Below are 12982 nucleotides of genomic sequence, written 5' to 3'. Positions count from 1 at the left end.
CCGAGCGCCGGTGACGCCCGTATTTCGCTCAGCGCAGGTCGAGCACGACGACCGACTTGGCCGGGATCGTGGCGGTCAGCGTGCCGCCGGCAATCTGTGCCGCGGTGAAGGCTTCGGGCTTGACCACATCGGGCTGCTCGAAGCTGTTATGCGCGTCCATCGTCGCGCCGGTGACGACCCGGCCCGTAACGCTGGTCGCCGTGACCCCCGCGAGCGCCACCGACAGCGGGATCGACCGGTTGGGATCGAGATTGACCAAGGCGACATGCACCTGGCCCGCGGTGTCGCGCACCGCCGAGGCGCTGATCGCGGGCACCGCCACCGCATCCTTGTGATACCAGGGCGACGTGACCTCGATCGGCAAGGTCGTCGCGTCCATCCACGGCAGATAGAGGTCGAACACCCAATAGGTCGGCGTCTTGACCATCCTGGCGCCGTCGGTGAGCAGCATCGCCTGCAGCACGTTCACCATCTGCGCGATCGCCGCCATCTTCACGCGGTCGGCATGGTGCGCGAAGATGTTGAGATTGAGCCCGGCGACCACCGCATCGCGCACGCTGTTCTGCTGGACGAGGAAGCCGGGGTTGCTGCCCGGCGCCGGATCGTACCACGTGCCCCATTCGTCGACGACCAGCCACACCTTCTTGGCGGGATCGTATTTGTCCATGATCGCCGAATGCTTGGTGACGAACTCCTCCATCTGGAGCGTGTGCGCCATGGTGCTCGCCCATTCGCTCTCGGGGAAGCCGAGCGCTGCACCCTTGTCGTTCCAATGCACGTCGCGCGGGCGCGTATAGTAATGCAGCGACAGGCCGTCGATATTCTTGCCCGACAGCCGCATCAGCGTCTCGGTCCATTCATAGTTCGAATCGCTCGGGCCGCTGGCGATCTTGAGCATCTTGCCCGAGCCCGATTTGGCGAAGGTCGCATAGCGGTTGGTCAGATCGGCGGCATATTCGGCGCGCATGTTGCCGCCACAGCCCCACAATTCATTGCCGATACCGAGATAGGGCACCTTGAACGGCGCGGGATGCCCGTCCGCCGCACGTTCCTTGGCAAGCGTCGATCCGTTGGGCGAGGTCATGTATTCGACCCACTGCGCGGTCTCGCTTGGCGGCGCGCTCCCGACATTGGCCGAGACATAGGCCTCGGCGCCGAGCCGCTCGACGAAACCCATGAATTCGGTCGTGCCGAAGGCGTTGTCCTCGTTAACCCCGCCCCAGTTGGTGTTGATCTTGACCGGGCGCTTGCCGCGCGGGCCGACGCCGTCGCGCCAGTGGTATTCGTCGGCGAAGCAGCCGCCGGGCCAGCGCACCGTCGGCACCTTGATCGCGCGCAGCGCCGCGATCACGTCGCGGCGATAGCCGTGGTCGTTGGGGATCTTCGATCCCTCGCCGACCCAGATGCCGCCATAGATGCCGTGGCCGAGATGCTCGGCGAACTGGCCGAACACTTGCCGCGCCATCACCGGGCCGGGGCGGTCGGCATGGATCGTGGCGGACGCGGTCGCGTCGCTGGCGGCATCCTGGGCGACGGCCGCGGTCGAGGCGAGCAGCAGCGTGGCAAGAGTGATCGCAAATCCGGCGCGGCGGGGCATCGGGTTTTCCTTTGGAACGAGGCGGAGGCGGCTGTCGGCACGATGCCGGATGCGCGATCGAGACGCGCGACGGCATCGAAAGGCGGGCGCATCGGCCGATCGGCTTGGGTGGTTGTCGCCATGATTTGCATTCCCCCATGCTCTCGGCACGGCCCTCACGGGGCCTTGCGTTTTTGATTCTATTGTCTGACTATAATCGCGAAGCCGCGGCGTCAACGGACGTCGGACGCCTAAATGCGATCGGCTCTGGAGGGGATCGCGATGCGACGGACGAGGATTACGGCTGGACGCGCCATGCGGGGGCCGGGTCGCCGCATGGTACTGCGCGGCACGACCGCTGTGCTGCTCGCCGCGACCGCGAGTGCGGCGCTGTCGGCGCCCAAGGTCGGGGGGTTGCTCGGCGACCATGCCGTCGTGCAACGCGGCCAGCCGATCGTGGTGACGGGCGAGGCCGTGCCGGGCGAAGCGGTGACCGTCGTCCTTGCGGGCGCATCGGCGCAAACGCGCGCCGAGCGCGACGGGCGCTTCCGTGTCACGCTGCCGCCGCTCACTGCCGGCGGCCCCTATGACATGCTGGTAATGGCGCCGAGCGGCACCACCCCGCTCCACGATGTGCTGGTCGGCGACGTGTTCCTCTGCTCGGGCCAGAGCAATATGGAGCTTGCGGTCGAGCGCGCGCAGGATGCCGGCGGCGCGATCATGGCGCCCGCCGACGACCAGCTGCGGCTGGTGACGATCCCGAAGGTGACCGCGCTGACCCCGCGCGACGGGTTCGCACAGATGCCGGCCTGGACGGCGGCCGGCCCCAGGACCGTCGGCGGCTTCTCGGCGGCGTGCTTCTACATGGTGCAGGAGCTGCGCAAGACCGCGAAGGTGCCGATCGGCGCGATCCATTCGAGCTGGGGCGGCTCACAGATCGCCGCGTGGATGGGCGAGGATGCACAACGTGCCGCCGGGCGCGGGGCGCAGGCCGATTTGCTCAAGCTGTACGCCCGCGATCCTGCCGCGGCTTCGCGCGCGGCAAGCGCGACCTGGGAGCGCTGGTGGCGCGACAAGACCGGCGACACGGCGGGGCGCGAGCCCTGGCAGTCGGGCGCCGCGCTCGACTGGAAGCCCGTGCCGAAGATCGATTTCTACGAGAATTGGGGCGTCCCCGCGCTGCAATCCTATCTCGGGATGCTGTGGTATCAGACGAGCGTCACGCTGACGCCCGAACAGGCGCGGCAGATGGCGACAATCGCGATCGGCGCGATCGACGATGCCGACCAGACCTGGATCAACGGCAAGCCCGTCGGTGGGCGCGGCGGCTGGGACGCGCGGCTTTATACCGTGCCGACCGGGACCTTTGTTGCCGGGCGCAACGTCATCACCGTCAATGTCGAGAATGCCTATTCGACCGGCGGGATGCCCGGCCCAACCGAGGCGATGAAACTGACCTTCGCCGACGGCAGCGTCGTGCCGATTGCCGAAGGCTGGCGGTATGCGCTCGCCAAGCCCGTCAAGGGCACCTCGCCGCGTGTGCCGTGGGACGAGATCACCGGCGCGGGCACGATCTACAATGCGATGATCGCTCCGCTCGGCCAGACCAAGCTGGCGGGCGTGGCCTGGTATCAGGGTGAATCGGATACCGACATTCCCGGCTATGCCGATCGCATGAAGGCGATGATGGCCGAATGGCGCGGGCAATTCGGCGTCCCGAACCTGCCCTTCGCGCTCGTCTCGCTCGCCGGCTTCGGCACGCCCGCGACCGCCCCGAGCGAAAGCGGCTGGGCGCGTGTGCGCGACGACCAGCGCCGCGTCGCGCAGGGCGACGGCCACACCGCAGTCGCGCTCGCGATCGACCTCGGCGACCCGCTCGACATCCATCCCGGCGAGAAGCACGAGGTCGGGCGGCGGCTTGCGCGCGCGATGGGCGCGCTCGCCTATGGCGCGAGCGAATCCGCCTCGGGACCAAGCGCGACCGGCGCCGTCCGCGATTCCGGCGGTGGCGTCACGGTGACATTCGTTGGCGTTACCGGCGCGCTCCACACACGCAGTGCCAGCCAGGCGATCGGCTTCGAGCTGTGCGGGGCGGATGCGGGCTCGTGCCGCTATGCCGCGGCGAGCGTGGCGGGTGACCGCGTGACGCTTGCGGGGGATGGACGCCCGGTCACGCGCGTGCGCTATGCCTGGGCCGATTTCCCGGTGGTCAATCTGGTCGACGACGCCAAGCTCCCGGCCGGACCGTTCGAGCTGGCGGTCCGGTAGGCGTTCACTCCCCCCGCGTCACCCCGGCCCTGTGCCGGGGGCCACCGTGCCGCACGATCTTCGCAGGCAGTATGGTCAGCCCGGTGGACCCCGGGACAAGCCCGGGGTGGCGGCTGAACGCCGCCCTACCCTCGAACCGCTGCGTCCGGCCGGTCGATCACGCGGAAATTGCCGCTGCAATGCAGCAGGCTGAACAGCTGGAGCATCCCGTCGAAATAGCGCTGTTCGCCCGTCGGCACCGGCATGTCCCACAGCGCGCGCAGAAAAGCCTTCGAGTTCGGCCCCGGCGTCGCGGCGAAACCGGCGACCGCAGTCGCCGCGACCATCCCCGGCGAGTGCCGCGTCGACAGCGCCTTGCCGTCGAGCGTGTAGCGATCGGCGAAGCGATCGATCCCCTCTCCCGCCAGAAATCCCTGGATCCGGTCGCTCAGCCCGCGCTGACGCTTATCCTTGCCCCACCAGCTGTAATCGACCGACCAGTTGCTCGCGGTGCGCCAGCTATCGTAACCGAACGGATCGGGCGTCCCCTCGCGCGTCAGCATAGTCGCGCCATCGAAATGGCTGCGATCGGGCGCGAGACCGGTCCGCGAGTTGGTGACGCGCACGAACAGGTCGCGGCTGACATCGGCGGCCTTCGCCCAGAAGGCGCGATCCTCGACCGGCCCCCAGCGCGCCCACAATTCGTAGAAGGCGGGGAGATGATAGGAGGCGTCGGTGCCGTCGACACTGGTTTCGGCGACGAAGCGCACCATCGCATGCGCCTCGTCGACCATCGGGCCGACGCTCGCGACGCGCGGCCGGTTGTTGGGGCGATAGGGCGGCCACGGCGTTCCATCCTTCGCCGCCTGCGCCGCCATCGCGCGGTTGTTGATGCTCGGCCACGGCGCCTCGGGCATCATGAAGGGCGGATCCTCGGGATGGATGCGGAACGGCGAGGTGCCGGTCAGCACCGGATGATGCCGCATCCCGCGCAGGATCGTGTCGCCCTCGGCCTGATAGTTGTAGATCCCCTGCCCGTTGCCCCAGCGCCGCGCGGCGAAATACAGCGCCATCGCGTAGAATTCCTCGCCATCGGGCGCGGCGCCGACCGAGCGCGGCGATCCGTCGGTGCCCATCGACCAGGCGAAATAGCCGACCGAGGGGTTCTTCGGATCGGTGATCAGCATGTGCGTCTTCGACCAGTTCCACAGCGCGTCGAACTCGCGCTTGTGGCCGAGCTGGACGGCGATCATCATGCCGTAGCTCATCCCCTCGGTGCGCGCGTCGTTGTTTGCCCAGTCGGTAATGTATGCGAGCGGGCCGTTGCCGTTCGCCCCGCTCTCGAAATAGATCCGCTGCTCCTGCCCGTCGCCGTAGAAGAGCTGGTGGAACACCGCGTCGATCTTCGCCTTGGTCTGCGCTTCGGAGACGCCGAGCTGCTCGGCGAACAGGTTGCGATAGCGCCCGGTCTTGACCGCACCGTTGCCGTCGCCGGGGAAGCGCGTGATCGGGCCGAGCGGGGCGTCGTGGTGGCCGGCCTCGATCACGCCGGGTGGTGGCGTCGAGGCGGCCGGCGCCGGCGGGACGGATTGCGCCGCAGCCGCGACCGGCGCGATGGCGAGCAGCGCAGCCGCTGAAGCGAGGCTGCTCCGTCCGATAGGACGGGCGAACAATTCCAGGCGTGCGAACATGGGGTCTCTCCTGCACAGGCCGATCTGACGTCGGCGAAGACGATGCTCGCACACCCTATGGTAGCGCTATCGGGAAATCCAGCGCGCGCTCGGTACATTCACCGGCGGGGATTAAGGGCGCCGTGGCGCACCAGGCCGCACAACGCTCCGGGTGCGCGATCTTGAAACCCCTCGGCGCTGCGTCCATGTCCGGCGCATCATCAACCCGAGAGACCGTGGACCCATGACGACCACCACCACCACCCCGCGTTCCTTCGAAGCCGATGTCGCCAAGCTGCTGCATATGATGGTGCACTCGGTCTATTCGGACAAAGACGTCTTCCTGCGCGAATTGATCTCGAACGCCGCCGACGCGTGCGAGAAACTGCGCTACGAAGGGCTCAGCAATGCAAGCCTACTCGGCGACGACGGCCAGCCGCGCATCACCGTCACGCTCGACGCACAAGCGCGTCGCCTGACGATCGAGGACAACGGCATCGGCATGAGCGAGGACGAGCTCGGCGAAGCGCTCGGCACGATCGCGCGCTCGGGCACCAAGGCGTTCATGGATCGCATTGCGGGCGCGAAGGATGCCGAGGGCAGCCAGTTGATCGGCCAGTTCGGCGTCGGTTTCTATTCGGCCTTCATGGTCGCCGATCAGGTCGAGGTGACCTCGCGCCGCGCCGGCGCCGATACCGCGGCGCTGTGGTCGTCCGACGGCCAGGGCACCTATACGATCGAACCCGTCGACATCGCCGAAGCGCCTGCGCGCGGCACGCGCGTGCTGCTCCAGCTCAAGGAAGACGCGACCGGCTATACCGGCGCCTTCACGATCGAGCGGACGATCAAGGCGCAGTCGGGCCATGTCCCGGTGCCGATTTTCCTCAAGGACACGCCCGATGCCGAGCCCAAGCCGATCGCCGACGGCGCCGCGCTCTGGACCAAGCCCAAGGCCGAGATCAGCCCCGAAGACTATACCGATTTCTATCGCAGCGTGGCGAGCCAGTTCGATGCGCCCGCACTGACGCTGCACTACCGCGCCGAAGGCGTGCACGAATACACCGTGCTCGCCTTCATCCCGGAGACCAAGCCGTTCGACCTGTTCGATCCCGATCGCGCCGGGCGGATGAAACTCTATGTCCGCCGCGTTTTCATCACCGACGAGGCAGAGATCCTGCCGCGCTATCTGCGCTTCGTGCGCGGCCTCGTCGATTCGAGCGATCTGCCGCTCAACGTCTCGCGCGAGATGATCCAGGACAGCCCGGTGCTCGCCGCGATCCAGAAGGGCGTGTCGAACCGCGTGCTGAGCGAGCTCGACAAGCTCGCGGCGAACGACACCGAGCGCTATCTCACGCTGTGGGATACGTTCGGCGCGGTGCTCAAGGAGGGCCTGTACGAGAATTATGCGCGGCGCGACACGCTGCTCGGCCTCGCGCGATTCAAGACGACGACCTCGAACGGCGAATGGCGCTCGCTCAAGGACTATGCCGCCGACCTCAAGGACAACCAGACCGCGGTCTATTATGCGCTCGGCCCCGATCTCGACCGGCTCGCCTCGTCGCCGCAGCTCGAGGGGTTCCGCGCGCGCGGGATCGAGGTGCTGCTGCTCACCGATCATGTCGACAGCTTCTGGGCCGCCGCTGGCATGGATTTCGACGGCAAGCCGTTCAAGTCGGTGACGCAAGGGTTGGCCGATCTCAGCCTGATCGCGTTGCCCGAAGGCACCGAGCCGACACCGGCCGCATCGGAGACCGTCAACGACTTCATCGCCTTCGTGAAGACGACGCTCGGCGATGCGGTGTCCGACGTGCGTGTATCCGAGCGCCTGACCGAAAGCGCGGTCTGCTTGGTCGCCCCCGAAAACGGGATGGACCGCCAGCTCGAGAAGCTGCTGGCCGGCGCGGGCCGGCTCGAGACCGCTGCCAAGCCGGTGCTCGAGATCAATCCGCGCCACCCGCTGATCGAGAAGCTCGGCGCAGAGGGGGCCGACGCGGCGCTGCGCGAGGACGCCGCCCATCTGCTGTTCGACGAAGCGCGGATCGCCGATGGCGAACTGCCGGTCGATCCGCGGGCGTTCTCGGCGCGGCTGACGCGCGTACTCGGGCGCGGGCTCGGCTGAGCCAGCGCCGTCGTGCTGCGTCAGACCAGACGCAGCACGACCTTGCCGCGCGGATGCTCGTCTTGGGCAAAGGCGTGCGCTGCGCGGACGTCCTCGAGCGGGAAGGTCTTCGCGACCGTCACCTTGAGCGCGCCCGACGCGAGCAAATCGGCGACGTGGTCAAGCGTGGCGGCATCCGGCTCGGCATGCCAGCGCGGCACGGTGCGCACCGTGTGTTCCGCCGCCTTGGCTTCGTCGGGCTCGAGCGTCGAGACGAGGATGCCGCCCTCGCGGATGACGCCGAACGAGCGCGCCTGCGTCTCGCCGCCTTGCGTATCGAACACCATGTCGAGATCGGTCGCGATCTCCTCGAACCGCTGGTTCTTGTAATCGATCACCGTATCGGCGCCGAGGCCGCGGACGAACTCGAGGTCATGCTCGGACGCGGTCGCGAACACCGTCGCGCCCTTCCAGCGCGCGAGCTGCACCGCCATATGGCCGACCCCGCCCGCACCGCCATGGATCAGCACGCGCTGCCCCGCCTCGAGCCCGCCGTGATCGAACAGGCCCTGCCACGCGGTCATCACCGCGAGCGCCGATCCGGCGGCGGCGTCGAAGTCGATCGCGTCGGGCATCGCGACGAGCTCGCTCGTCTTGACGCACACGACGTCGCTCTGCGCGCCGCGATCCTGCCCGATGAACGCAAAGACGCGGTCGCCGACGCTCCAGTCCGCGCCCTCGGCCTGCGCGATCGTACCCGCCAGATCGCGCCCGAGCACGATCGGCAGCTTGTCTTCGCCGACCGGTGGATATTTGCCCTCGGCGGTCTTCCAGTCGACCGGATTGACGCTCGCGGCATGGACGCGGACGAGCACTTCGTCGGGCGCAGGGTACGGCGTGTCGATCTCGGCGACCGCGATCACCTCGGGGCCACCGAAGCGCGTGATCTGCACCGCACGGTTGGCGGTGGCGGGCGTATTGCTGTCGTGCGGGCTATCGAGGTCGGGCATGCGCGGACTCCTTCGCGCCGACCAACGCTCTGTCGCCAAGTGCGATCCGCTCGCTAGCTTTGCAGCGCCTCGATCGCGTCGCACAGGATCGAGATGTGATCGTGCCAGGTCGGCGGATGCCAGCCACGCATCCGCTCGAGTTGCGCGTGATGCATCGGCCCGGCACGCGCATGGTCGAGGATAGCCGCCTCCCAGCCAAGCCCGTCGAGCGGATCGAGGAAATCGGGCGCGGCGCCACCGGCCTCGTGCAGCGCGGGCAGATCGCTGCAGATCACCGGCGTGCCGACCGACAGCGCTTCCGCGACCGGCATGCCATAGCCTTCGGCGAAGGAGGGCAGCACCAGCGCGCGCGCGCCGCGCAGCAAGGCGTGCATCCGCTCGTCCGAACAGCCGTTGAGCTCCTCGACATGGCCCTCGAGCCCCGGGCAGCGCTCGAGCATGTCGACGACCTGCTCATTCTCCCACCCGCGGCGCCCGACGATCACCAGCCGCGGGATCGCCGCCGGGTCCATCTGGTGCGCCATCGCGCGCCACAGATTGAGCAGCAGGAGGTGGTTCTTGCGCGGCTCGATCGTGCCGAGACAGAGGAAATAGGGCCGTTCCGCAGTCGATGGCGGCGGGGACGGCGCCACGCGCGCGATGTCCTCGGTGCCGAGCAGCGCGACGCGGACATCGACCGACCGGCCGGCCGCGACCAGCCAGGGTTTGAGCGACTTGGCGGTCGACACCGAATTGACGATCACCCCGTCGGCGAAGCGCGTGATCGTCTCGACCCGCTTCTGGTGGAGCCGCGCACCGTCGGGCCGGGCATATTCGGGATATTCGATTGGAATGAGATCATGCACGAAACACAGGAAGCGCGCCTGTTCGTGCGCGAGGATCCGCTTCACCAGCTCCGGCTTGGTCAAATGATGCGGCGACGATTGGACATAGACGCTGTTGGGGCCGGGCCGCGGCCGGGTCGGCAGCAGGTTGAGCAGCGTCGGCATCACTTCGGAGATCGGCCGCGGCCCGCCCTTGCCATGCGCGCTCGCCCAGCGCGCCTCGGTCACATCGAGGAAGGCGAGCGTTCGCGACCGCGACAGCCGCCCGTAATTGCCGAACGGATGCACTGCGGCAAAGCCGAGCCGATCGCCCAGCCGCGCCTGCAAGCCGCGCGCATACGCCATCTCGACGCGATCGACGCCCGATGGGGTCTGATGCCGCGCGCGCGACAGCAGCCGCGAGACGTCGAGAATGACCTCGCCCGTCGTCATGACCACCCCATCGTCAACCGTCCCTGCACTTGCTTCAACTTCGTCACCCAGGCCAATCGGTTCGTCGCATCGCCGCTCGCCATGCGCGCGATCAGCACCTCGGGCGGGCAGGGCAATCCGGTTACCGGATCGAGATAGCGCGGATAGACAATCAATACCGCGGCCACCAGTTCCGCCAGCGTTAGCCGCCGCTGCCGCCGATCAGGGATCGGCGCGAGATCGCGCGTCAGGCCCCAGCCGGCGTAGAACGGCACGCCGTGACACGTCACCGTCCGCCCGCGCAGCACCGCCTCGAACCCGGTGAGCGAGGTCAGGATATGGACCGCATCGACCAGGTCGAGCAAACGCGCCATCGTCCCGCCGCGGACGATCCGGTCAGCATGGTGCAGCGCGTCGTCATCGCGGACGGTGCCCTTGCGGTGCCCGGCATCGACATCGGGATGCGGGCGGAACCAGATCTCGGCATCGGGCTCGAGCGCGCGCGCGCGGCGCAGCACTTCGAGGTTGCTCGTCAGCCCCGCCCCGCCGAGCAGCACCGACTGGTCGTCCTCGACCTGCCCCGCGACCAGCACCAGCCGCTTGCCCGCGGCGCGTTCGGGAAAGGCGTGCGCCGCGTCGCCACCATATTTGCTGATTCGGGCGGCGAGGATCGTCGTCCGCAGCCGTTCGGCGCGCTCGAGCAAGGCGGGCGGGAACGTGCCCTCGGCGAGCAGCAGTTCGAGATCGCTCGCCCGCGTCGGATCATAATGGATGCCGAGCCGGTCGACCGCGATCGACGAGGGCGGGACGAGATTGCTCCCCAGCCCGACCGAGCGCACGAACCCGTCCTCGACCCGGACGAGCGCGACCCCGCGCGCGGCAGCGGCCGCCGCCAACCCCGCCGACACGCGCGACGGCCAGACCGCGATCGCGCCGCTTTGCCGCGCGGCATAGGCGATCGCGCGCCGTTCGGACCAGAAGAAGCGCAACGGATGCGCTGGAGTCCAGAGGAAGCGCGCGATCTCATGGCGCTTCCACCAGCTGAAGCCGCATGCCGCGACGAGCCCGCGGTTCGCCGCGAAGCTCGCCCGCAGATCGCCGAGCCATGCGATCATCGCGCCGTTGTCGGCGGTCTGGCCGGTGAACGGGTCGAGATAGGCGGTGCGCGCAAGATCCTCTGCCGCGCGCGCTTCGAGCGTCGCGGCATCGTCGCCGGGGGCCCCGAAGCGCCCCGCCGAGACCAGCTCGACCGGGTTGCCCGCAATCGCCGCCAGCGCGACCCATTCGTCATCGCCATGCGCGACCAGCAGCGCGCTGCCATCGAGCACCGACCACGGATCGATCTCACCCTCGACGATCCGCGCCGCATCGATCCGCGACCGCACATCGGCGCTGCGGGCCAAGGGCGCCGACATCGGCCACAGGGCGTCCTGCGCGAGCGTCGCCGGCACGCTATCGATATCCGCGCTCGTCGCAATCCGGACGATCGTCCGGGCGTCGCGGATCGTGCTCGGCGGCGCCCAGAAAGTCCCGCCGACACGCGCAGCGCGGATCGCGGCGAACAGCGCTGCGGTGGTTTCCGGCGCGATCGCGGGTGCGCGCGCAGCGCCCGTCGGATCCATGACGGGAGGAGCAGCGCCCGGAAATGCCGGAAAACGAAGCAGGGGAAGGCGCATCGCGCCGCTGTCCAGCAATCCCTTGCGCGATGCAAGTGCCCGTGCGGCCGGGCGAAAGCTCACGAGCGACGGTTCCAGTCGCGCAATCGCAGTCCGCCCGGTTCGCGGACGATCGTCCCGAAGGCGCCGGTCCGCAGCTTCAACGTCGGCAGCGCGGCGGCCTGTGCGCGCAGCGCCGGATCCGACAGCAGCGCAAAACGCGCCGCGCCGTTGCTCGTGACGAGCAGAACATTTCCCGAGCCCGACGCCCAGAGCGCATTCCATCCAGCGATCCGCTGCGCGGCATCGACGCTCCAGCCATCGGGCGCTTGCGCATCCTGATCCCACGCCGCGATCGCCGCCGCGCCGATCCGCGCGACGACCGCGTCTTCGGGCCTATCCTCGTCGGGGCCATGGTCGATCTCGTTCAACCAGTAAGCCGTCTCGACCGGCGGCGGGGCGGGTTGCGCGGCGAGGATCAGCGCGAGCGTCTCACGGCTGCGGGCCAGCGGGGCGGTCAGCGCGCGGTCGAAGGTCTGCCCCGCCGCAGCATAGGCCGCACCCAGCGCCTGCGCCTGTGCGCGCCCACTCGCGACGAGCGGTAGATCGGTCCGCGCGCCGATCCGCCGCGGCGCGACGCCGACATCGAACGTGTCGCCGTGGCGGACGATCGTGACGCTCAGCGCCATGCGAGTTCGGGCTCGCCGAATTGCGCGATCAACCGCTCGGCCATCGCCACGTCGGCCGGCGTATCGATCCCTGACATGGCATGGCGCGGCGGCGCGACCGCGACGGTGCGGATCTCGACACCCGATTCGAGAAAGCGCAACTGCTCGAGCCCCTCAAGCTGCTCGTACGACGTCGGCGGCGTCGCCTCGAAGTCGCGCAACGCGTCGAAGCGATAGGCATACAGCCCGATATGGCGGAACACCGGCGACAGGGCCGCCGTCTCGCGGAGCAGCGCCTCGTTGCGCATCGCCGGAAGGACGGTCTTGGAAAACCACAGCGCCCGCCCCGCGCCGTCTCGCACGCAGGTCGTTCCGCTGAACGGGGAGGTCTGCTTGTGCACGCGCATCGCATCGAGCGCGGCCCAGTCGAGCTGCACCACCGGCGTCGCGACCCCGCCGGTCGAGCCGCGCAACACGGCGATCAGCGCGGCGATCATCGCGGGGTCGACGAACGGCGCATCCCCTTGCAGATTGACGACGATCTCGGGTTCGCGGTCGCGCGCCGCGGCCCAGGCGCGGCCCGAGCCCGAGCTGATTGCGCTGTCGGTCAGCACCGCATCGCAGCCGAGCGACCGCGCATGATCGAGGATGCGCGAATCGTCGGTCGCGACGACCACCGCGGCATTCCCCGCCCGCCGCGCGCCCTCTCGCGCCACGGTTACGACACGCGACAACAGCGTCTGACCCGCGATCGGGATCAGCGGCTTGCCCGGCAGGCGTTGCGAGCCATACCGCGCAGGGATCACGATGAGATCGGGCATCG

9 protein-coding genes are annotated in these 12982 nt (G+C 68.8%); 2 read left to right on the top strand and 7 right to left on the bottom strand.

What is annotated here, in order from left to right; all coding sequences use genetic code 11:
• Positions 1 to 28: 28 nt before the first annotated feature.
• On the bottom strand, positions 29 to 1597 hold the full coding sequence (locus tag ACVWYO_RS10745; protein WP_457350649.1) for an alpha-N-arabinofuranosidase: 1569 nt from the start codon (positions 1595 to 1597) through the stop codon (positions 29 to 31).
• A 294-nt stretch (positions 1598 to 1891) separates the two neighbouring features.
• Here ACVWYO_RS10745 and ACVWYO_RS10740 point away from each other — a divergent pair, with 294 nt between their 5' ends.
• Complete coding sequence (locus ACVWYO_RS10740; protein ID WP_457350647.1) at positions 1892 to 3844, top strand: sialate O-acetylesterase; 1953 nt, start codon at positions 1892 to 1894, stop codon at positions 3842 to 3844.
• Positions 3845 to 3969: 125 nt separating this feature from the next.
• On the opposite strand, the gene ACVWYO_RS10735 is transcribed toward ACVWYO_RS10740, so the two are convergent.
• The gene (locus ACVWYO_RS10735; RefSeq protein ID WP_457350645.1) at positions 3970 to 5514 is read right to left on the bottom strand and encodes a glycosyl hydrolase family 8; all 1545 of its coding nucleotides are present in this window, start codon (positions 5512 to 5514) and stop codon (positions 3970 to 3972) included.
• Positions 5515 to 5737: 223 nt separating this feature from the next.
• Here ACVWYO_RS10735 and htpG point away from each other — a divergent pair, with 223 nt between their 5' ends.
• On the top strand, positions 5738 to 7612 hold the full coding sequence (gene htpG / locus ACVWYO_RS10730) for a molecular chaperone HtpG (RefSeq protein WP_457350643.1): 1875 nt from the start codon (positions 5738 to 5740) through the stop codon (positions 7610 to 7612).
• A 20-nt stretch (positions 7613 to 7632) separates the two neighbouring features.
• Here htpG and ACVWYO_RS10725 read toward each other — a convergent pair whose 3' ends face one another.
• The 5 genes from ACVWYO_RS10725 to ACVWYO_RS10705 form a co-directional block, all read right to left on the bottom strand.
• Entirely contained in the window at positions 7633 to 8601 is a 969-nt protein-coding gene (locus ACVWYO_RS10725; RefSeq protein ID WP_457350641.1) for an NADP-dependent oxidoreductase, read from the bottom strand.
• 53 nt (positions 8602 to 8654) lie between these two features.
• Positions 8655 to 9857: a glycosyltransferase family 4 protein gene (locus ACVWYO_RS10720; protein WP_457350639.1), complete on the bottom strand. Its 1203-nt coding sequence runs from the start codon at positions 9855 to 9857 to the stop codon at positions 8655 to 8657.
• On the bottom strand, positions 9854 to 11458 hold the full coding sequence (locus tag ACVWYO_RS10715) for a capsular polysaccharide export protein, LipB/KpsS family (protein WP_457350637.1): 1605 nt from the start codon (positions 11456 to 11458) through the stop codon (positions 9854 to 9856). Before ACVWYO_RS10715 ends, ACVWYO_RS10720 begins: the two co-directional genes overlap by 4 nt.
• Before the next feature lie 113 nt (positions 11459 to 11571).
• Positions 11572 to 12180, bottom strand: coding sequence for a histidine phosphatase family protein (locus tag ACVWYO_RS10710; protein WP_457350635.1), 609 nt, complete (start codon positions 12178 to 12180; stop codon positions 11572 to 11574).
• Positions 12171 to 12980, bottom strand: a complete 810-nt coding sequence (locus ACVWYO_RS10705) for a 3-deoxy-manno-octulosonate cytidylyltransferase (RefSeq protein ID WP_457350633.1) — start codon at positions 12978 to 12980, stop codon at positions 12171 to 12173. The genes ACVWYO_RS10710 and ACVWYO_RS10705 overlap by 10 nt, the downstream gene beginning before the upstream one ends.
• Positions 12981 to 12982: the final 2 nt, after the last annotated feature.

The organism is Sphingomonas sp. UYP23, from assembly GCF_054059235.1.
Note: the sequence above shows the minus strand (reverse complement) of the source record. Positions and strands in the feature narration are given on the sequence as shown.